This window comes from Priestia sp. YIM B13489 (assembly GCF_042787645.1).
Lineage (GTDB): Bacteria > Bacillota > Bacilli > Bacillales > Bacillaceae_H > Priestia > Priestia megaterium.
In genome coordinates this window covers 1,772,165-1,792,776 of sequence record NZ_JBHZOQ010000053.1, presented here as the reverse complement: position 1 = coordinate 1,792,776, position 20,612 = coordinate 1,772,165, and the positions used below count along the sequence as shown (strand labels likewise).

The 20,612-nt window shown below is 39.7% G+C and carries 18 protein-coding genes; 2 read left to right on the top strand and 16 right to left on the bottom strand.

Going from position 1 to position 20,612, the window contains the following annotated elements; translation table 11 throughout:
* Positions 1-27 precede the first annotated feature (27 nt).
* The 3 genes from ACFX4W_RS14985 to ACFX4W_RS14975 all read right to left on the bottom strand — a co-directional run bounded on the left by ACFX4W_RS14985 (position 28) and on the right by ACFX4W_RS14975 (position 3,081).
* Complete coding sequence (locus ACFX4W_RS14985) at positions 28-2,250, bottom strand: T7SS effector LXG polymorphic toxin (RefSeq protein WP_280559816.1); 2,223 nt, start codon at positions 2,248-2,250, stop codon at positions 28-30.
* 198 nt (positions 2,251-2,448) lie between these two features.
* Positions 2,449-2,721 (bottom strand): DUF5344 family protein, encoded by a 273-nt coding sequence (locus ACFX4W_RS14980; RefSeq protein ID WP_016764504.1) that lies wholly within the window; start codon positions 2,719-2,721, stop codon positions 2,449-2,451.
* Between the two features lie 6 nt (positions 2,722-2,727).
* A complete protein-coding gene (locus ACFX4W_RS14975; protein ID WP_165575031.1) occupies positions 2,728-3,081 on the bottom strand; it encodes a YwqH-like family protein in 354 nt (117 codons plus the stop codon).
* Between the two features lie 336 nt (positions 3,082-3,417).
* Here ACFX4W_RS14975 and ACFX4W_RS14970 point away from each other — a divergent pair, with 336 nt between their 5' ends.
* A complete protein-coding gene (locus ACFX4W_RS14970; protein ID WP_280559817.1) occupies positions 3,418-5,550 on the top strand; it encodes a GDYXXLXY domain-containing protein in 2,133 nt (710 codons plus the stop codon).
* Positions 5,551-5,771: 221 nt separating this feature from the next.
* Here ACFX4W_RS14970 and abc-f read toward each other — a convergent pair whose 3' ends face one another.
* From abc-f to ACFX4W_RS14940, 6 genes are all read right to left on the bottom strand, one after another.
* A complete protein-coding gene (gene abc-f, locus ACFX4W_RS14965; RefSeq protein WP_280559819.1) occupies positions 5,772-7,400 on the bottom strand; it encodes a ribosomal protection-like ABC-F family protein in 1,629 nt (542 codons plus the stop codon).
* Positions 7,401-7,772: 372 nt separating this feature from the next.
* Positions 7,773-9,095 (bottom strand): alpha-glucosidase/alpha-galactosidase, encoded by a 1,323-nt coding sequence (gene melA / locus ACFX4W_RS14960; protein WP_165575030.1) that lies wholly within the window; start codon positions 9,093-9,095, stop codon positions 7,773-7,775.
* A 26-nt stretch (positions 9,096-9,121) separates the two neighbouring features.
* A complete protein-coding gene (locus tag ACFX4W_RS14955) occupies positions 9,122-9,952 on the bottom strand; it encodes a carbohydrate ABC transporter permease (protein WP_043983089.1) in 831 nt (276 codons plus the stop codon).
* On the bottom strand, positions 9,952-10,884 hold the full coding sequence (locus tag ACFX4W_RS14950; protein WP_013083531.1) for a carbohydrate ABC transporter permease: 933 nt from the start codon (positions 10,882-10,884) through the stop codon (positions 9,952-9,954). The genes ACFX4W_RS14955 and ACFX4W_RS14950 overlap by 1 nt, the downstream gene beginning before the upstream one ends.
* An 89-nt stretch (positions 10,885-10,973) precedes the next feature.
* Entirely contained in the window at positions 10,974-12,233 is a 1,260-nt protein-coding gene (locus ACFX4W_RS14945; RefSeq protein ID WP_043983091.1) for an ABC transporter substrate-binding protein, read from the bottom strand.
* A 311-nt stretch (positions 12,234-12,544) separates the two neighbouring features.
* Complete coding sequence (locus ACFX4W_RS14940) at positions 12,545-13,579, bottom strand: LacI family DNA-binding transcriptional regulator (protein WP_102813935.1); 1,035 nt, start codon at positions 13,577-13,579, stop codon at positions 12,545-12,547.
* Between the two features lie 333 nt (positions 13,580-13,912).
* Between ACFX4W_RS14940 and ACFX4W_RS14935 the strand changes: the two genes are divergently transcribed.
* Positions 13,913-14,668, top strand: coding sequence for a hypothetical protein (locus tag ACFX4W_RS14935; RefSeq protein WP_280559824.1), 756 nt, complete (start codon positions 13,913-13,915; stop codon positions 14,666-14,668).
* Positions 14,669-14,677: 9 nt separating this feature from the next.
* Here the strand turns inward: ACFX4W_RS14935 and ACFX4W_RS14930 are convergent, their stop codons facing one another.
* The 7 genes from ACFX4W_RS14930 to ACFX4W_RS14900 form a co-directional block, all read right to left on the bottom strand.
* Positions 14,678-14,893 carry a DUF3951 domain-containing protein gene (locus ACFX4W_RS14930; RefSeq protein WP_043983097.1) on the bottom strand — a complete coding sequence of 72 codons (216 nt, stop codon included), beginning with the start codon at positions 14,891-14,893 and terminating at the stop codon, positions 14,678-14,680.
* A gap of 76 nt (positions 14,894-14,969) precedes the next feature.
* On the bottom strand, positions 14,970-15,425 hold the full coding sequence (locus tag ACFX4W_RS14925) for a GNAT family N-acetyltransferase (RefSeq protein ID WP_043983098.1): 456 nt from the start codon (positions 15,423-15,425) through the stop codon (positions 14,970-14,972).
* Between the two features lie 266 nt (positions 15,426-15,691).
* Positions 15,692-15,922 carry a hypothetical protein gene (locus tag ACFX4W_RS14920; RefSeq protein ID WP_338390606.1) on the bottom strand — a complete coding sequence of 77 codons (231 nt, stop codon included), beginning with the start codon at positions 15,920-15,922 and terminating at the stop codon, positions 15,692-15,694.
* Between the two features lie 84 nt (positions 15,923-16,006).
* Positions 16,007-16,582 (bottom strand): alpha/beta fold hydrolase, encoded by a 576-nt coding sequence (locus ACFX4W_RS14915; protein ID WP_338390607.1) that lies wholly within the window; start codon positions 16,580-16,582, stop codon positions 16,007-16,009.
* Between the two features lie 232 nt (positions 16,583-16,814).
* On the bottom strand, positions 16,815-17,951 hold the full coding sequence (locus tag ACFX4W_RS14910) for a glycerate kinase (RefSeq protein WP_043983101.1): 1,137 nt from the start codon (positions 17,949-17,951) through the stop codon (positions 16,815-16,817).
* A gap of 22 nt (positions 17,952-17,973) precedes the next feature.
* Positions 17,974-19,230 (bottom strand): GntP family permease, encoded by a 1,257-nt coding sequence (locus ACFX4W_RS14905; protein WP_280559826.1) that lies wholly within the window; start codon positions 19,228-19,230, stop codon positions 17,974-17,976.
* Between the two features lie 127 nt (positions 19,231-19,357).
* The gene (locus ACFX4W_RS14900; RefSeq protein WP_241771411.1) at positions 19,358-20,458 is read right to left on the bottom strand and encodes a sugar diacid recognition domain-containing protein; all 1,101 of its coding nucleotides are present in this window, start codon (positions 20,456-20,458) and stop codon (positions 19,358-19,360) included.
* Positions 20,459-20,612: the final 154 nt, after the last annotated feature.

Sequence of the window (20,612 nt, the reverse complement as noted above, 5' to 3'; positions counted from 1 at the left end):
AATACATATCTACATGAAATATATAACCTATTTTTTATTTCTTTTATTAAAATAATAATGATCCTCCATTCCTTCTACTTTACCAGTTCTTGTATTCTCTGGAGGCCTTACATTGTAATGAGGTGGCTGATCACCAATCCCCCCTTCTCCAAACTTATGACCTGCTGAATGATCCTGTATTATTACTGTTTGACCATTTATTTCGTATGTCAATTCTCTTGTCATTACAGACTGTTTCATCTCATTTAATATTCTATTTCCTGCTCCATCATTTAAAGGAACCATCTTTTGACTTATAGGGTGTTGTGTCCTTGGTATACCTAACTGTTTTTTTATTTCATTTAGACTAGCATTTCTATATTCTTTAAAATTCCCATCTGATTTTTCAGGATTACCCCTACCCTTACCACCTGGCTTTTCCACTTTCTCCAACGCATTCGACTGGCCTTTTGAAACACGTCCAATATTATACGTCGTTAATCCATTTAACGCTTCACCAAAGGTCTGTCCAGGTAACGCCTCTCCTATCCCTACCAGTTGAGGTTGAGGGCGTAAAGTCGGTATCTTAGCATCTAGTAAAGGTTGAAGCTGCTTCTGAACAGGTTCATACACCTTCTTCGACCAATTGCTTGCTGCTTTTGGGCTGACGACATTTCGCATATCGCTTAATGTTTTGGTTGCTTTATGAGCAGGTACACGCGGAACGTTTGTTACTTTTGGAACGGATTTTACGGCTCCTGCGGGTTTCGCTCCTCCAATGACGCTCGCAAACAGAAACATGCTGTTTTCCCAGTGCTCTTTTGAAAGAGGTTTGTCAGGATTAAGTGCCTGCTGCCCTACATCTAAGAGTCCCATCGTTGCGTGATTGACAAAGTCATACGGTGAATCAAACGATTTTTCCCCTCGTTCATTCAACCCCTCTTTGAAGGAAACAGTTCCATCAAATCCGCCCATCGTTATATAGTTTCCAAAGTCATACAAGGAGTTGTACCGTTTATCTGCTCGCTCTCCCATACCGGCCCAAACGTCTTGTGCTACGCCTTTAGTACCCGTAACTGTACCTTTTGCTAAGGTTATAGCACCTTCTCCTACGTCCTTGACTACAGCTTTTATACCGGTTTCTTCTTTTTTAGCTTTAGGATTTTCACAGATTTCTGTAAAGTCAAAGGATTCAGCAGTTTTTTCAGGTGCCACATCTCTAATCTGTCCTTGACTCATCACCGACTGCATAAGCATTCCCTCAACGCCCGTAGCGTTTTGAAGAATCTGTTGAGACGTTAGCATGCCTACAGTTGAAGAATCGTTGAGCGCCTGCAGGTATGGGCTTTTTTCCAGTTCCACTGCTTGCTCTGCAGGTGACAGTTCCGCTAGTTTTTTCATGTTAGCAGGTGCTGTATCCTGCTGAACTTGCATTAGCACTTCTTTTATGTAAGGCGAGTTTTTTTCAAGCTTGTGAATTTCTTTTAACTGTTCAGCAGGCGTCATTGCTTGAAGCTGAATCAGCTTTTCAAGACCTACTTCCTTTATCACCTTCTCTTGTTTTTCTTTTCTTGTCAAGGTTGTTGGAATGCCTTTTTCAAAAAACGAGACGCCTCCTGAATCGGTCATCTCTTTTTTCGCTAACTCGCTCAGCTCACTTACATTGCCCGGCTGAATGGAACCATTTTGAAACCCAGCTTTCACTTTAGAAAGCAGCGAGTTTAAAGACGTCAGCTGATCTTGAATGGCTGAAAGGCTTTGTGTTTGCTGTTCGTCAAAACGGACTAAATCGTTCATCGTTTTGTCCGCTTTGTTTTTTGCTTGTTCTACTTCTGTTAAAAAACCTTGGTCGTTAAGCGCTGAAACTGAAGCAAGATGACTGACTTTTTGAATCGCTGCATTCGCTTGATCGACAAGCGAAACGGTTGTATTTCTTGTTTGATTTAAATGCGTAGGAATAGTGTCTTGCAGAAACCGCTGCGTAATGTAGCCGTCTTCGCTCGGTTCGAATGAGCGCAGCGCATGTGTGATTTGAGTTAGTCGAGCTTCATAGGAAGTGAGTAATGAATGATACAGCGTTAAAAAAGAAGCATGTCCCGTTTCGTAAAAAGACCGAATCGCTTCTCCTCCTTTTCCTTTAAACGCATCATCTAAGCTTGAAAATGCCTGAACCTGTGAAATTAGGCCCTGAATTTGTTCTTTTTGACTTTTAATAGAGTCTAAGATAGCTTGAATATTTTCGTGAAAAGCATCGACATCAAGTGTTTTCAATAATCTGTAACCTCCTAGCTGTACCGATGTAGAAAAACAACGAACGGTTAACGAACAACCCCGTCATTTTTCTAAACCTAAGCGGACGCTCCTTTTTACAAGGCTTGCATCATCCGCTAGATAAAACCTTTTTATTTGAATGCCAAATCTATGCTGGTTGAAAGGTTGTTTTTGATAGCTTTATATAAAATATGAACATTATTTAGCGGCGTTTGCAGCTTTTTCATCTGCTTCTTTTATGGACTGCACGGATTTTTTGGTGGCGTTCAAATCATCGAGGAGCGTTTGCTTATAGTCCACAATTAACGTTTGAAGCTGCTGGTTCAGCTGGTTTAATTCATCGAGCACCGCTAGTTCTTGTCCGCTTCCGACGTGAAACGGAAAAAGCGGCTGAAACTGCTGCGCAGCAGCGCTTAGGTCACTAAGCGTTCTATTAATTTCACCATCTATTACTTTAATTTCGTCTGCCATATTGCATCACACCTTATCTTTTGCTTCGTCTTCTTGCATTTTAATGGCGCGTTCCATCCCTTGTATATCTGATTGAAGCGCCGTAATTTTTGTATCAATTGTCGTAAGGGCATCCGTCAGCTGACGGGTCAGCAAATCATCGTATTCGTCTAACATAGCCGTACGGATGTCTTCAAACCCAACAGCAAGGCTGCCTGACCAAGTGGCGGAAGTGAGCTCTGGTTCTTTCACCTTTTCCTTTGCATGTTCAAGCTCGCCTTTGACTTCCGTTAACGTGTTTTTACTAGCCGTAAGCTGCTGGATATCTTCATGTGCCTGCTTTACTTGGGTATACAGATGAGCAACAAACATCTCATTCATATGATGACACTTCCTTTATATCTATCTCTTGGATCTTCTAACATTAATTCCCTTTTACTGCTTATCAAATAAAGAAAGAGAGCACATCGGCACGTTTTCTTATATTTTTTGGGAATAATGTAGGTTTTTAGTTCACTACCCACTCTTCAGGATAAAATAACCAAAAATACCTTACTATTTACAATTTATCAAGATTTTTGGACTACTTCACTTGTTATTTCCGCGCCACTAAAAGGCCTTTTTACACAATTTTTTTGTTAAAACGCCTTCATTCTTTCTATTTCCAAATATTTAAACATGCGCTAGTATATACATAATATAAAGAGGAGGTTGAGTATGAGAGAAAAGCTCGTAAGACTCGGTTATTTACTGGGGTTGGCTCTTGTTTTGTCCGGCATTTTATATTTCTTTGCATCGAACTGGCAAGGCTTTGACCGCTACACTAAAATTGCGCTGAGCGTGGGGCTGATGCTGCTGTTTTATGGAAGTGCGTTTGCGGTGCGAAAGCTGCTTCCTCAGCAGGCGTTTTTAAGTCACTGGACGCTTTTGGCCGGCGCTCTTTCATTTGGATTAAGCATCGCGCTTCTTTCTCAAATTTACAACACGCACGCTGAATCGTACTGGCTGTTTTTAATTTGGCTTGTGCCGGTTATTTTGTTTAGCTTTTTTACAAAGTATCAGCCGTTTTACGTGTTATCGTTTGTTTTATTTCAATTCACCATGGCTTTTTTTATTTCACCAACAGGTGCAGTTTCACAGCGAGGCGAACACGAGACGCTTTTACTTTACGCAGGAATGGCGTTTGTGAACTTACTCATCTTTTGGATCATAAAAAAGAAACAGCGCTCGTCTCCTGTGATCATGTATGCAGCGTTTTGTTTATTTCACTACATTTTTTTAACTGTTTCCCTGCCGGATTTCACAGGCAGCTCTAGCTTACGGATTGGTCTTATTATTTTTTATTTGCTGTTTTTACTAAGCTCCTTTTTTTATTTTTCAAAAGTGGAGCCGCAAAGGTCGTTTTTAGGGATTTCCATCGTGGCATTTGCTTTATTTGTTATTGAACAGTTTTTCTCTTTTATTTTTAAACACTACGCTGAATGGTCACTGTTCTTAGCTTTAGGATTCGTGATTTTATTTATTGGTGCAAGCGTATGGTTTGTCAAATGGCTCACTGCCAACACGTCAGCACAAAAAACCTCGCTCCGCGTAATCAAACGAATAGCGGTGATTGGGATTACGGCCATTGCGTCGGTGATCGGCAGCAGCTCTTTAGGAGGACTTGTCACACTTATTACAGGAACGTACCCAACAAACGGAATGCTTGTGATTGGCGTTTTGCTGATTGTGGCATGTTATTTGATTAAAGCAGATATTCCAACGGTGAAATATACGCTTTTAATGATGGGCGTATTAATTAGCGGCGGCGCTTCTTTTTTTGTGGACGACATTCTGTTTTTTATCTACGTCATCGCACTTGTAGCGCTTTTAGTATTCACGAAGCATACGCCCGTTCGTCTGCTGCTTTTTGTGCTAGTGCAAGGGCTTCTGTTAATAAAGGTTCCGACTGCTTACTATGACACTATCAAAATAGATTATGTGCTGCTCGCTTTGTTTCTATTAAATGCCGCTGTGTACGCGATAAACGTACACCACGCGTTTAAAAAAGCAGCGCTGCTTCTTGCTTTTATCTTTTTACTGTCGCTGACTGAATTAAGCGAACCGTCTTTTTTAAATATCATTTACTGCACGGTGTTTTTTGTGATTTCGACCGTCTTTTTATTTGTGACGGTACGAAAAGAGCCAAAATATGATTTTATTGTCGGCATGATTTTCTGGTTTGTTTTTTTAGCGATGAAATATTACGACTTTGTGTGGGATTTATTTAATAAATCACTTGTGCTCGTTATTTTAGGTCTTATCTTTCTTTTCCTAAGCAGGAAATGGGACCTGTCAACGCCTGACCAGCCGCAGCCGTCGTTTCTTGACCGCAGCCGAACCGCTGTATGGATCATCATTCTTGTTCAGCTTATTATGCTGGGCGGCATTTTCACTAAAAACGAAGTGCTTCTTCAAAACGGAAAAGAAATTAAGCTCGCTTTACAGCCGATCGATCCGCGCTCGCTGCTGCAAGGCGATTATGTTGAGCTGAATTACGACATTGCGCACGTTACCTTACCTCATGTGAAAGACGGAGAAAAAGTGAAGCTCGTTCTTCGCCCTAACAAACAAGGTGTGTATAAATACGCAAAAATCTACCAAGCGGATGATGACTGGAATAAACCGTATACTTCTAAAAAGAAAGACGTTGTCATTACGGGCAGCTATCACGACTGGGGAATTCAGTACGGAATTGAGCATTACTTTATTCCAGAAGGAACCGGCAGCAAAGTGGAAAGCGAAGCTCGTTTTGCTACTGTACGAGTTGGAAAAAACGGAGATGCCATTGTTACAAAAGTAGGCAAATAAAAAAGCAGCCGCTTCAACATTGAAGCGGCTGCTTTTTGTTTTAATTGATAAATACGCCGATGATCATCGTTAAAATAAGAATCACAAAGAAAATAATGATGCCATACCCAATCCATTTTATTCTTTTGGGCGTTCCTTTTACATTCATATCCGTTATTTTTCCTTCAATATGCTTTTGATGTTCAGTAACATCATTGTATTCATTGTTAGGCGAAGTGATGTTATCCTTCCTTTCTATTTAATCGTTTTCTTTCTTCTAACAGCTCTTCATATCTTTTTTCAAGACGCTGCTTGTCTTTTCCTTCTGGGGTGATAGAAAGCTCGCTAATCACTTTTGTTAATTCTAATTGAAGCGCAAGTTTCTCCGCTTCATTTTGCTGCTGTGACGCTTTTTTGCTTTTACCCGTGTCTTCAATCGCCGCGAGCTCCGCTTTAGACTGTTTTAACGTCAAAACATGCGTCGCAAGCTTTTTAACAAAGTAGCGGTCGTGCGTCACAAATAAAATCGTCCCTGGATAAGCTTTTAATACTTCCTGCAGCGCTTCTTTTGTATGAAGATCAAGATAGTTGGTCGGTTCATCTAAAAGAAGAACGTTATAATTTCCTAAAAAGACTTTTGCTAATGCCGTTTTGACTCGTTCTCCTCCGCTTAGCATCTCTACTTTTTTATACACGTCTTCACGTTTGAAAAGTAAGCGCGATAGTACCGTACGAATAAAATGCTCGGTGTACGGACTGTCTTCTTTAATGTTTTCTAAAATGCTTTTAGCGGGATCTAGATTTTCAAGACGCTGATGGAAAAAGCCGAGTTTTACAGGCTTCGCAACCGTGATGCCTTCTGCTCGCTGCTCAATCATATTCAGCAGCGTAGATTTTCCGGCGCCGTTTTTGCCGACAATCGCTACTTTCGCTCCCGGCTTCACACCGCCTTTTAGGTTTTGAAACAAGATATGATTACCAGCTGATGCTGAGACTTTGTCAAAGCTTAGTACCTGCTTGCTGTGCACTTGATGAAACTGCGATAGGTCAAAATGAATTTCTTCCATTTCTTTTGGCTTTTCTTTTTTCTCCAGCTTTTCAATTCTTGTTTCAATCGCTTTTGCGCTTCTGTCTAGCTTCGCTTTTTGTTTTCCGACCGCTCGCTTATGAAGTCTCGCTTCAGAGTTGCCCATGCGGCTCGGCGCTTTTTTAAGCGACTTTGATTTTTGGCTTTTTTCTTCAGACGCCAGTTCAAGCCGCTGCTTTTCTTTTACATACTGTTCATATTCAAACTGCTGTCTTTCAACTGCGTGTTTTTTTTGCGTCACATATTCTTGATAATTGCCTTCATAGCAGTTAATTTTGCCGTCTTCTACTTCCCAAATAGACGTACAAAGGCGGTTTAATAATTCTCGGTCATGTGAAATCAGCAGGAGACTGCCTGTAAAAGACTTCATTTCTTCTTCAAACTTCTCTACGCCTTTTACATCTAAGTGGCTCGTTGGCTCATCGGCTGCAAGCAGTTCTGCGCCTGATGAAAGAGCAGCTGCAATTTTTTTTCTTGTTTCTTCTCCCCCGCTAAGAAAGTCCGCTTCAGTTGGCACACTCCACTGACTTTTCATCTCAGGAGAAACAGCTCCTGTAGCTTGAACATCAAGCTGCGGAATCAGTGAGGAACGGCCATATGTTTGTACAATCCCTTGATCTGGACTCATTTTTTTCATTAAAATATGAAGCAACGTCGATTTGCCTTCTCCGTTTTTCCCGACAATTCCAATTCGCTCTCCGCGATGTACTTGAAGTTTCTCTGCTTGAAACAGCAGGCGATCTCCATAGCTTTTTTCAATATTTATAGCTTCTAACAATAACATAAAAAAACCTCCCTAGGATTTCTAGAGAGGATTAGAGGTCATAATTAGGCATACGCAAATATGCACCCTTTTTATAGAGTAAAAAAAGGGAGAAATCACTTCATATAAGACATATAGAAATGGCACCTAAAAATGTACAGACTAATCCTATCTAGACAAATGTTCATTTAAAATAAAGTTTTAAAAGAATGTCTAAAAAAATAGGATTACTTATCCATTGTCTACGGTACCTTTCCTTTCTTAGTATAAAATGACTTGCTTCTTACAGTGTATGATGAAGTTTTTTAAATGTCAATATCCATTTGGATGATATTCCCTTCTTTTACTACTCACAAAAAAATCCTCAGCCGATCAAAGCCGAGGATTCTTTTATTACACGTATTGGTTCACTTTCCCTGTAAAATCAGGCAGCCACTCGCCGTGGGCTTCAATTAAATCATCGCACATACGAATGATGTCATCCATAGATAATTCCGCATTTGTATGAGGATCTAGCATCGCTGCTTGATAGATGTGCTCTCTTTTTCTAGTGACCGCTGCTTCAATTGTTAGCAATTGCGTATTAATATTCGTACGATTTAACGCCGCAAGCTGCTCAGGTAAGTCTCCTACATAAGTCGGCATAATGCCGCTTCGGTCTACAACACATGGAACTTCTACGCACGCTTTTGTCGGCAGGTTACTAATTAAGCCCCCGGTATTTAATACGTTACCGGCAAATTTAAACGGCACGTTTGTCTCCATTGCTTCAATGATTCTAGAGCCGTACTCATGTGAACGTGTATGAGTTAACTGACTGTTGTTAACCATTTCTTCTCTCATTGATTCCCAATTGCTAATTTGCTCTTCGCATCGGCGCGGGTATTCATCCAGAGGGATGTTAAACTGATCAACAAGATTTGGATATTTATGTTTAATAAAGTATGGATGATACTCTGCGTTATGCTCAGACGATTCGGTAATATAATAACCGAACCTATCCATTAGCTCAAAACGCACCATATCGTGATGCTTTGTCTTTTGTTTTTCTTTTGCCAGACGCTTGATTTCTGGGTATAAGTCTTGCCCATCTCTTTTTACTTCTAGCAGCCATGCCATATGGTTGATGCCTGCGATTTTCTCTTGTATTCCTTCATGATTCATTCCGAGAGAATCAAATAAATCTTTTGTACATACTTGAACACTGTGACAAAGGCCTACCGTCTTTACATTGGTATAGCGCAGCATTGCACCCGTTAGTGTTGCCATTGGATTGGTGTAATTTAAAAACAGCGCATCTGGACATACTTCTTCAATATCTTTTGCAAAATCAAACAGGACCGGAATCGTGCGCAGTGATCTGAAGATTCCTCCAATTCCTACTGTATCTCCAATCGTCTGACGCAAGCCGTATTTTTTAGGAATTTCAAAATCAATGACGGTGCTTGGTTTGTAACCGCCTACTTGAATGGCGTTAATCACATACTTCGCTCCTGTTAAAGCTTCTCTGCGGTTCAAATAGGCTTTAACCGTAATATTCACTTTATAGTTTTCTTTTAGATTGTTTAGCATATTTTCCGAATCTCTTAAACGCTCAGCATCTATATCGTATAGCGCAAATTCAAAGCCAGCTAAAGCAGGCACAAACATGCAGTCTCCTAAAATATTTTTTGCAAAAACTGTACTTCCCGCTCCGATAAATGTGATTTTAGACATTGTCATCTTCCTTCCTCGTATTGGTTTTATCCTTTTACAGATCCTGATGAAAGCCCTGCAATAAAGTATTTTTGTAGCACTAAAAATAAAATGGTCATTGGAAGCATCGCAATAATCGCAGCTGCTCCTACTAAGCTAAGATTATTTTGATTTTCGGCAAAAAAGCTTGCTAACGTAACGGTTAATGTATGCATTTCCTTATCTTGAAGGAAGAAAATTGCAAACTGATAGTCGTTCCAAATATAGACGCTCGCAATAATTAAAATAGACGCAGTGACAGGCTTTAGCAGTGGAAATACGATTTTAAAGAAAATCGTTAACGTGCCGGCCCCATCAATTCTTGCTGCTTCCTCGAGCTCTTTAGAAATAGTGGAGCGAATGAAGCCCGCATACAAAAAGATCGTTAGCGGCAAAAAGGCTGCGACATTATTTAAAATAGCAATTTGGTACGTGTTCATCATCCCCATATTCACAACCATTTTGTACAGCGGAACTAACGCTGTTAAAGGCGGTATTACCATCACGGCGATAAAGATAAAATAGACGTACTTATTTAGTTTCGTTTGGCGGCGCGCTAGAGGATACGCAGCCATTGATCCTAAAAAAATAAGCAGAACCGCCGAAACGAACGTAATGATAAACGTATTCATAAAAGAACTGCCTAAATTCGCTTGCTCCCAAGCCGCTGTGAAATTTTCAAGGTTTATGCTTTTTGGAAATACCCATTTGGAACTAAAATCCCCGGTTGCTTTTAAAGAAGTCGTAACAAGAATATAAAAAGGGACAATATGAACGAGCGTTATACAAAGAGCTAGAAAGGTAAAAAATCGCTTTTTCCGTTTATTTGTATAGTCCATCACGCTTCTGTCTCCTTTCGCTTAAAGTACACAAGTGCTGATAAGCTAATGACTAAGATAATGAGCGCCATGCACACACCTTGAGTTGCAGCATAGCCGGCGTCCTGTCTTCTAAAATATAAGTCATACATAAAAGTAGACATTGACTGCGATGCATCTCCAGGCCCTCCTCCTGTCAGCGCAACAATTACGTCAAACAGTTTTAAACCTCCGATAATATTTAAAACGACATTAATTGTAATCGAAGGCATAAGCAATGGAAGCGTGATGTTTTTAAACTGCTGAAGAGCAGATGCTCCGTCAAGCTGCGCTGCCTCGTAATAATCTTTTGAAATACTTTGCAGTCCCGCTAAATAAATAATCATCGCAATTCCAACGAATTGATACGTATTGACGAACACGATAATCCAAGAGTTAAGCTCTGGAGTTCCCAAAGCATTAATCTTCTCAAAACCTAAAAATACAAGAAGGTCATTTAAAGCGCCTCCTTGGTAGGCAAAAAAGAAGTACCAGATATAACCCATAATAATTGGGCTGATAATAACCGGAAGGTAGACAATTGTTCTTGTTACAGCTTTCATTTTAATGCTTTGATTCAGAAGCAAAGCGTATAACAAGCCAATAATATTTTGAAAAATAGTACTGCCTATTCCGTAGAGCAGCGTATTTTTTATCACAAGCCAAGTCGTTGGATCTGCAAGCAAACGTTTATACTGCTGGAGCCCAATCCAATCATATGTTTGTGAAAATCCATTCCAATTAGTAAAGGAAAGTCTAATTCCGTTAATAAAAGGATAGATAATAAAAACGGTGATAATTACTAAGCCGGGAAGATACATCCACCATAAAGAGGACTCTGTTTTTAATTTTTTCTTTCGTTTTTTCGTATCTCTTACTACAGAAACCGGCTCTTTCCGGACTAATTCATTCATCGTGTTCACTCCTATTTCAGCTTGTGTTGAAAAGAAGCAGAAGCCTATCTCCCTGCTTCTCGGCGAACAAGGAACTTTTGCACACTATTTTATTGTTTACTGAGACGCTTGTACTCTTTTTCCATCTCTTTTGATAATTGCTTTGGCGTTAAACTTCCCGCTAGCAATTCTTGACCTGTAGAAGACATCACTGCCCACATACCGCTCGGTAAATACTTTCGGTCGAAGTATGGCTCAACTTTAATATCGCTATACTTATCGTAGTATTCAGAGTAGTAGTTTTGTGTTTTATTGTTTTTCAGAGCCGATGCTGAAGACGTTCCTTCGGCAATCTTTTTGGCAACTTCCGGCTGTGACACAAATTCAATAAATTTCTTGGCTTCTTTAAGGTGCTTAGAATCTTTCCACGCAGCAAGGGTAAAGCGCTCTCCGCCGATCCAGCTTTGCGTACCGCCTTTATGAATAGCAGGCACCGGTACCGTTCCTACTTTTACTTCAGGATTTAATTCTGTTGCATCCGGTCCAAGAGATCCGCCCACAAATGTAAAAGCAATTTTATTTTGAGCCATTAATTCCGTTGCTTGAGATACTTTTGCGGTTAATACATCTTCATTCAGCAGCCCTTTTTTCTTCATTTCTGCCATTGTTTCCGCTAGCGGCGTGTAGTTTGACCAATTAAATGTTCCTTTTTCCAACTGCTTAGCATAGTTCTTATTTTTTGCTGTAATAAGCTGAGGTGTAGCCAGCTGATCAAACACTTGAGCAATATTGCCATTTTCCCCTCCTGGGATCCATAGAGGCGCTATTTCTCCTTCGCTCTTCTTTTTTACTGTTTCTAATGCTGTTATAAATTCATCCATTGTGTTAGGAGGCTTTATTCCGTATTTTTCTAACAGCGTCGCATTATAGCTAATTCCGTCTTTTGCTTGATTTAAAGGATACGCATACACTTTGCCGCTTTTATCTTTTAAAATTTGATTTAGCGCTGGATCCAAATGCTGAACCCAATCCATATCTTTTAAATCTGCTACATATTCCCCGTAGCGAAGCTGAGACCAGCCGTGCGTATCAAATAAATCCGGCATATCATTTGCACCCATTTTCACACGAAGCATATCTTCATAGCCGTTACCCGGAAAATTCGCATCAATTTTAATATCTGCATTTTGTTTTTCAAATTCTGCAATCGCATTTTGAAGCGCTTTTCTCTCCCCTTTATTACTCATCGTAGAAAAAAGCGTTAGCGTTGTTTTCCCATTTCCACCTGTTGCCGCTTCTTTATTTCCGCAGCCCGCTGCCACAACAGAAAAGACTAGTAATAGAACGAAAAGATACGTAAGCTTTTTCATTTATCTTTTTTCCTCCTTATACTCTATCAAGACATAAATAACTGAATATTCAGTTATTTATACATAGACAAATTCATTGCACAACGAAATAAAGTCACTTATAATTTAATCCTATACTTTTACAAAGGTTCAAAGAGTCCTAGAGATGAAAAAGTTTTTTCATTTACATACTTATCTGCCAATAAGTATGTAGTTTCTAGGGCTTTTTAACCTGCTTTTTCTATGGTTTTTTCTATTTTTCTTCCCCCTTATCACTCTTTATGTATGAATTCTTCTTTTCTATCACCCCCTTTCAAGTTATAACTTTTAGGCTACTGTTTTTTGAGTAAGGCTCCGCAGCTTTCACGATAAATTAATTTAGTCGGCACCATGACTTTTAAAGGAACGGATCTGCCGCTTAACCGATCTACTAGCATTTTAACAGCCTGCCTTCCCATTTCTTCAGTATATACTTTAACCGTTGTGAGCGGCGTGCTCGCAAATGCTGCGATATCTACATCATCAAAGCTTACAATCGCTACGTCTTCAGGAACCTTTATATTTGATTGCTGCAGGGCACGCATTGCTCCTATCGCCATTGCATCACTTGCGATAAAAAATGCCTCAGGAAGATTTCCTTGCTTAATCGCTTGTCCCATCAGCTCATAGCCTTCAGTCATTGAGTACTCTCCTATATAAACTTTCTCAGAATCGAGCAGGCCTTTTTCATGCATAACGCGTTCAAAAACCGTTTGACGCTGATCTTCAATAATAGAACTTCCATTGATATAATGTTCTCTTTCTGTCCCTCCGATATAGCCAATTCTTTTATAACCGAGGTCAAATAAATGATTTAATGCGTGTTTAGTAGCTTTCTCAAAATCAATCATGACCGAATCGTACAAATCCTCATCCGCTTTGTGATTAATAAAAACAATAGTATCTAAATGATTGCTCACTTCTTGAACCGTTTCTGGACTAACTCTTCCCACTACAATCACTCCATCAAGATCCTGCAGCAGCTCTTCTTGCTTCATGCCTTTTAGCCTAAATGACTTTACTGTAAAAATTTCTTTTTCTGAGCATTCACTCTCTATTCCATGGCGAATAGAAGAGAAAAAAGGGTCTACTAACTCTTCTTCAAGGGACTGAGCAAAAATAATACCTATTCGAGGAGCTTCTATATCCTTTCCGTTTGCCGTTCCTTTTCGTATCTTCACGGGCGTATATTGCAGCTCCTTGGCTGCATGCAGAATGCGTTCACGAGTAACCTCAGATACAGAAAGCGTATGATCATTATTTAGTACTCTCGATACGGTTGAACTGGAAACATTAGCGTACGCCGCTATATCTTTTAAAGTTGCCATCTTTTTACCTCTCTATTATAATCTTCTATTTTTACTAAATATTTATCTCTTATATTGGAAGAATAGCACATTAATAAAACGCTTTCAATAAATAATTTTAAAATTTCAGTAAATTTATTAAAATATTCTCCAAAATTCTTCATTTCTTTTGTTATTTCTGCCGTTAAAATGACAAAAAAGCCGCTATTACTACTTTGTTTTTATCACACTGCACTAAAACTTAAGTAAACTTTTAGTAAATATTAATTTTCGTAAGAATTTGTTCATATTTGATATAAAACGGTTTGTTGGGGAAAATAAAAGGAGAAATACTGATAAGGAAAGAGAGAGCCTATGATTAGCCAACATTCTTATTTTCAACAATGTCTGCCTGCCATTCAACAATTGCATAATATGAATTTTACGAAAGAACAGCTGTTGCAAAAAGACTTTTTAATCGCTCAAGAACGTGAATTAAGCATGTACTACTCGCCTCATAACGATTACATAAATCCAGACGCTCATATTGTCATTGCCGGCATCACACCAGGCTGGTTTCAAATGAAAACCGCTTTTAAACAATGCGTTTCCAACCTGTCTCATCATCATCAGCTTGAACAAGTCCTGTACGAAACAAAAAAAGCAGCTAGCTTTAGCGGAACGATGAGAGTCAATTTAATAGACATGTTAGATCAATGCGGAATTGCAAAAGTCATGGGCATTAACGGTGCCGCTGAGCTATTTGCTTCACAGAGAGATTTGCTGCATACAACGTCCGTACTGAAATATCCCGTGTTTTATAAAGGAAAAAACTACACGGGGCATCAGCCGCCAATTGAACGCTCAGCGCTTCTTTCTCGCTATGCTTTTGAAGTGTTTCCACATGAATTGAACGAAATAAAGAATCCATGTTTAATTGTTCCACTAGGAAAAGCGGTTGAGAATGTTTTAAGAAAGCTTTCAAATGAACCTTCGTTTTCTAGGCATACGTATTTATTTGGCTTTCCCCATCCATCTGGAGCAAACGGACATCGAAAACGGATATTTGAAGAACACCTAGGTGAATTTACGGAAATTGTGGAGGGGTGGACTGTAAACAGAAGGAGTTGAAAACGACCTTTAGCTCTTTCTGTTTACAACATCTCCTTCTTTTTCTTCTAGTTCTCGTTCATTTTGCTCTTCATGAAACTCTTCTTCTGTTTGTGCAGCAAGATAGTCAAACGGCGTATAGTAATTACGAGGAAGCTTTCGGTGCCAAACTGTTTTAACAATAATAATCATCAACGGAATACTCACCGTTAAAATAGCGACTAAAACTAGTAGCGAAAAAATCATAAATTATTTCCTCCTGCTTTATGAACCGTGCCTCCTGAAATAACAAAGCGGATCCCCTACACCCATCCACTTATATTTAATCTACATTCACTGTCATCAGTATACGAGATTCATGAGTAACAAAACCGTTCTTTTCAAAAAAACGTTCTGGTTTGCCTTGGCCTCTTTCAGTAGACACATAGACTTCTTTCACTTCTTTTTGTATAAGTAACTCGTTAAGGAAAGATAAAAGACTCGTTCCTACGCCAGTTTGCTGAGTGTTGCTTAACACACAAATTTCATTTACATAAAACGTCTTATAGTTCGCCCACTGTTCTTCATTTCCTACTATAAATCCTATGAGTTTATTATTTTCACTATGAAAGTAACCTATCCCTATGTAACCTGGAGTTTTACTGATATCGTATAAACGAGCATAAGCAGTGTTTATACTCCAAGGCTCGTTCCACGGTGATCCACTAAAAACGTTTGTATAGATGATTGCTGCTTCTTCTAATTCTTTATCCCTTAGTAAACGAACTTGACTTTTCATCATGTTACTCCTTTTCCTATCAACTTTCTTGAAATTCATTTATATATAAAACATTCCAGTTATTGGTTAATTATAACATTTATAGACGTAGAACGAATAAATTAGTTATCGTTCTTCACTGTACTAGAAAAAGGAGATCCAATGTTCGGACTCCTTTTCTTAAATCAAATTTATTTCTTTTTATTTGAATTAATAGATGTGTCTATAAAATTATTCACATATTCGCTCATTTCTCTGTACTTCGTCCAGTGTAAATAGTGATGACCTTATAAAACAACTAGTTTTTGCGACGATACGTGACTTAATTGATCTTGATAAAACGTGATATTAGATTTTTCTTCTTTTGGTTCTTTATCTATTTTTCTAGTGAAAATCATTACAGGCATCTTTGAAGGAAACGACATATCGAGAGTTTTATTTATATTGTTGTTCAGTTCTTTTGCTTCATCAATGACGTTTTTGTTGTAGCCTTTCCAGCTGGATATTGCTTTTGTCATTTTTAAATTTGTTGTTGTATACGTTCCTTTTTCGGCTAGCGGTAGATACTGATCAGGACTAGTAAGCAGGGCTAAGCGAGCAAGTCAACTTGGCGCTAAAACACTCATCAAACTTGGTATATTCGGCGCTTCTTCTTTAAAATAATCCAGCGCTTTTGGCAACGTAGGGTCTATTCCAATAATTGCTTTTACTTCATCTGGATATTTATTAGCGTAATACATGCTGTACACGCCAGAAACTGAGTGCGGCATTAATATATACGGACCTTTTATATCCGATTTTTGCAAAGCTTCTCTTATTTCACTTACACTATTTTCTACGGTACGTTTTTTATTCGTAATGTCACTCCATCCGTATCCAAATGGTTCTACTACCACCACTTTATTATCCTTCGACAGTTCATTTACTAACGGTTCAAAATCCAGTGCAGGCGCAGTCGTTCCCAACCCGCTTAGTAGTACAATCGTATTTTCCCCTCTACCTTTTGTATATACATGAATATCTCTGCCATCAACCTCTACTAATTGACCAATAGGCGGATACTTTTTCTTTTCCACTGCCGTCATTACTTGATTCGTTACAATCCATATGATGCATATCCCCAATATAGCTACTATCACGTTTCGTAAAATTCTCAAGAACCTAAACTTTTTTTCCACGTTAACCTCTCCTTTCCATAAGTAGCAGTTAGTAAGCCGACGAGAATGCGAGAGAACCTTTAGAACTGCTTACTTACTATGACGCTTCAGAAAACGTTTAGTTCTATTTCCTATATAAAATTTAAAAGAATGATAGCAGCTTACTTCAGCACTAAACGAAAAAAAGGCCTCTTCTGATGGAAGAGACCTTTTACTATTTATTAAAAAGAGAACAATAAAAACTGTAACTCCTTCACTTGATGCCTAAGCGTATAACTGACGCTACGTTTTTAGCCGTTCTTTCAATGTTTTCACCGGCTTTTTCCAGTGCTTCTGACAGGTCGACTGCCCCGGGCACGACGCTAAATAACGCCGAAATACCTTGTTCATACACAGCTTCGCTTCCTGCTCCAATGCTCCCTGCTATCGCGATCACGGGAACGCTATGCTTTTTTGCTGTTTTTGCTACGCCAATGGGGGTTTTTCCGTAAATGGTTTGTCCATCTATTCTTCCTTCACCAGTAATGACAAGGTCAGCATCTTTAATATAGCTTTCTAGCTGAGTTGCCTCAATGACAATGTCTACACCTGGGTTTAACTCCGCAGATAAAAATGCCAGCAGTCCGCCTCCTAGTCCTCCTGCCGCTCCAGCACCAGGAACACTTTGGATATGAATATTCATTTCTTTTTCAATAACTGCTGCGTAATGAGCTAGATTACGGTCAAGCCGTTTAAGCATATCCGGAGTTGCGCCTTTTTGAGGACCAAATACCGCAGATGCTCCGGTTTCACCCGTTAACGGATTGTCTACGTCGCAAGCCACTTCTACTTTGACTTCAGCAAGCCGAGAATCCAAGTTTGTAAGATCAATAGAAGCTAACTGATCTAGGCTGCCGCCCCCTTCTTTCATTTCTGCTCCGTTAGCATCAAGAAGCTTTGCCCCTAAAGCTTTTGCCATACCAGCTCCTCCATCATTTGTAGCACTTCCTCCGATGCCAATAATGATATGCTTTACTTTTTGATCTAATGCTTTGAGAATGAGCTCACCGGTTCCTCGCGTTGTTGTGATAAGCGGATTGCGTTTATCCACCGGAACATGATGAAGGCCTGAAGCGGCTGCCATTTCAATAACAGCCGTTTTGCCGTCTCCAAGAATTCCATAAAAAGCTTCCACCTCTTTACCTAAAGGTCCCGTTACTTTAGCTTGTATGATTTGTCCGCCCGTCGCGTCCACAAGCGACTGAACGGTTCCTTCTCCTCCGTCTGCCATAGGTACTTTACTAATCTCCGCGTTAGGAAAATGAGTTCTTATTCCTTTTTCAACCGCTTCACAAACGTTCAGAGCTGTTAAGCTTTCTTTAAATGAATCCGGTGCAATCACAATTTTCATGCGTAAACACTCCTTTTAGTTTTTAGCCATATAGCTTTAATACACCAAATATCAGCGTGGATACAATTGCCATAATGAGTCCAATAAGCGATTCGTAAGGGATTAATTTTAAACGTTCTTTTATTTTCATATTTACACTTCCGCCCGTTGCGTGGAAAAAGCTTCCGTGCGGGAGGTGATCAAGTACGGTCGCCCCAGCATGAACCATAGCAGCTCCGGCTAAAGCAGAAACGCCTAGCTCTAAAATCGTCGATCCAAAAACTTGGCTTGCGACTGCTGTTCCTGCCGTTGTCGAAGCGGTTGCCGCTGACATAAAAATACCTGAAACCGGAGCTAAAACATAAGCGGGCAATCCAATGGCAGACAAGCCTTGAATAATAACGTCTTTTAGCTGGGAGTTAGCAATAATACCTGCTAATGTCCCCGTTCCAAGTAGCATAATGGCTACACCTGACATTTTTCCTAATCCAGAAATAGCATATGTATTAAGCTGTTTTCCTTTTTTCATCACAATAGCACCAACAATCCCTCCTGCAGGAAGCGCAACCATTGGATCAATATTAAGGTCAAAAAGCGGTCGCAGTGCCAGCAGCACGATGGTAACAATGGGTGCTATAATGGCTGTTAAAAACAGCGGCAAGCTGCTTGCATCCACTGTATCTATTTCTTCAGCTTGAACCATTGTTCCTTTTTTCATTAATCGTTTGGCTACTAGATAAGTGACCGCTACGCCAAATACAGCGGGAATAATTCCCGCAGCCATCACGGATGTAAGCGGAATATTAAATGCATCCGAAGCAGCAATAGCGTTAGGATTAGGAGACATTAAATTTCCTGCCTTTCCTCCTCCAATCATTGCTAATAAAATAGCAGGCTTTGACATACCCGTACGTTTAGCAATGGCTAAAGCAATAGGCGCCACTGTGATCACAGCCACATCAACAAACACACCTACTGTCGTAAGAATGAGTGTGGCTAGCGCTAGAGCTAAAAGCGCTTTTGTTTCCCCTAGTTTTTTTACAATGGTTTCTGCTATAACCGCTGCAGCACCCGATTCTATTAATACCCCGGCCAATATACCAGCTGCAAGAATCCGCAGCACTGCGGGAATGATGCCTTGTGCCCCTTCAATCATTAAATTAACGGTATCAGCAATATTAACTCCGCCAATTAAAGCTCCGGCTATCATTCCGTATGCGGGAGCCACTTTCTTTAAGATTAATATAATAGCAATTACTAATGCACAGATCGCGCCTAACGCGCTTACTTGAACGTCCATAAAGCCATCCCCTTTCTTATTTCTCCTGTCCCTAATGTTAATTGTAAGCGTTATCTTATATTCTTTCATTAGTCACTTCAACAGAAAAAGACCTCACTATCGCAAGATCTTTTATGCACATGCACAGTTATGAAATTTTAGATAGCAGTAGCGCTACATATAGTTCAAGAAGGTCTTTGACTTTTCTTGGATCTTTTCCCGTAATGCTTTGGATTTTATCTAGACGGTAGCTTAGCGTATTTCGATGTATAAAAAGCTTTTTAGCTGCCGTGCTTCCTTCGCCATTTTCTTCTATGTAGACCGTTAACGTTTCGATAAGTTCTTTTTTCTTATCGTATTCCTTCAGCTTTTCATAGTGATGCAACAGTTCATGATTTTCTTGAAAACCGGCGCTTTGACGTAACAGCACGGGAATTTGATAATCCGAATAGCAGTAGAAAACAGCTTCTGGGTGAAGCTTAGAACCGACGGCAAGCGTATCTTTTGCCTGCTGATAAGATACATGAAGGCCTTTAAGGTCAGCTTGAACAGATCCTGCCGCTAACTTACACACCATACCAGACGCCCGAAGCTGTTTTTCCAGCTGTTCCGCATAGCTGCTAGCGCTGCCTGCTTCTGTAGATTTTAATATGACCACTCCGTCTGGAAGCATAGCGTATAGGTCATTGTTAGCTATGTATTTCTTTACAAGCTTCATAACTTCATGGCGATTGTCCGCTGTAACAATCAGTGCCACTCGTGGAAGGTATAAATTAATATCAAAGCGGTTCGCTCGGTCAAAAAATAAAGAGTCAAACGGCTCTTCTTGCTGAAGAAGCTGATGAACCACCTCTTCTTTTAATCGCTCATCCCATTGAATTTCCTCTATTAAAATCATTTCTTGAAAAATCATTTCAGCCGCCATGCGCACGAGTTCTCCGTAATTACGAATCTGTTCTGGCAGTCCTGTTAATCCCACGACTCCAACAATTTCTCCGTTAAAGAAAATAGGGAAATTCACGCCCGGTTTGGCCCCGCGCAGCGAGTCAGCCTGCTGTTGAGTAATTTCGTAGGAACTGCCGCTTTTTAATACCATCAACGCTCCTTCGTGGATTTGATTCATTCGCTTTTTGTCACCCGAACCAATAATGACTCCTTTTTCGTTCATCACGTTAATGTTGCAATCAATAATCTCCATCGTTCTACACACAATTTTCTGAGCTAATTCTTTTGTTACGTATCTCAACATTTCCTCATCCTTTGCCTCTGTGAAGTAAAGCTCAATTTTTTCGTGACAGCTAATTTGTATTCAATGAAAAATTTGCGATACTTCATTATAATATACGTAGAAGCAAAACCACATCTTTGAAACCGCCAACAAAACAGTGCCTATAGGAGGATAA

What these genes read in the sequence shown, in the direction of transcription:
- ACFX4W_RS14980 (WP_016764504.1), bottom strand. Translation starts at nt 2,721, where the DNA reads ATGGCAGACGAAATTAAAGTAATAGATGGTGAAATTAATAGAACGCTT.
- ACFX4W_RS14975 (WP_165575031.1), bottom strand. Translation starts at nt 3,081, where the DNA reads ATGAATGAGATGTTTGTTGCTCATCTGTATACCCAAGTAAAGCAGGCA.
- ACFX4W_RS14970 (WP_280559817.1), top strand. Translation starts at nt 3,418, where the DNA reads ATGAGAGAAAAGCTCGTAAGACTCGGTTATTTACTGGGGTTGGCTCTT.
- abc-f (WP_280559819.1), bottom strand. Translation starts at nt 7,400, where the DNA reads ATGTTATTGTTAGAAGCTATAAATATTGAAAAAAGCTATGGAGATCGC.
- melA (WP_165575030.1), bottom strand. Translation starts at nt 9,095, where the DNA reads ATGTCTAAAATCACATTTATCGGAGCGGGAAGTACAGTTTTTGCAAAA.
- ACFX4W_RS14955 (WP_043983089.1), bottom strand. Translation starts at nt 9,952, where the DNA reads ATGGACTATACAAATAAACGGAAAAAGCGATTTTTTACCTTTCTAGCT.
- ACFX4W_RS14950 (WP_013083531.1), bottom strand. Translation starts at nt 10,884, where the DNA reads ATGAATGAATTAGTCCGGAAAGAGCCGGTTTCTGTAGTAAGAGATACG.
- ACFX4W_RS14945 (WP_043983091.1), bottom strand. Translation starts at nt 12,233, where the DNA reads ATGAAAAAGCTTACGTATCTTTTCGTTCTATTACTAGTCTTTTCTGTT.
- ACFX4W_RS14940 (WP_102813935.1), bottom strand. Translation starts at nt 13,579, where the DNA reads ATGGCAACTTTAAAAGATATAGCGGCGTACGCTAATGTTTCCAGTTCA.
- ACFX4W_RS14935 (WP_280559824.1), top strand. Translation starts at nt 13,913, where the DNA reads ATGATTAGCCAACATTCTTATTTTCAACAATGTCTGCCTGCCATTCAA.
- ACFX4W_RS14930 (WP_043983097.1), bottom strand. Translation starts at nt 14,893, where the DNA reads ATGATTTTTTCGCTACTAGTTTTAGTCGCTATTTTAACGGTGAGTATT.
- ACFX4W_RS14925 (WP_043983098.1), bottom strand. Translation starts at nt 15,425, where the DNA reads ATGAAAAGTCAAGTTCGTTTACTAAGGGATAAAGAATTAGAAGAAGCA.
- ACFX4W_RS14920 (WP_338390606.1), bottom strand. Translation starts at nt 15,922, where the DNA reads ATGACAAAAGCAATATCCAGCTGGAAAGGCTACAACAAAAACGTCATT.
- ACFX4W_RS14910 (WP_043983101.1), bottom strand. Translation starts at nt 17,951, where the DNA reads ATGAAAATTGTGATTGCACCGGATTCATTTAAAGAAAGCTTAACAGCT.
- ACFX4W_RS14905 (WP_280559826.1), bottom strand. Translation starts at nt 19,230, where the DNA reads ATGGACGTTCAAGTAAGCGCGTTAGGCGCGATCTGTGCATTAGTAATT.
- ACFX4W_RS14900 (WP_241771411.1), bottom strand. Translation starts at nt 20,458, where the DNA reads ATGTTGAGATACGTAACAAAAGAATTAGCTCAGAAAATTGTGTGTAGA.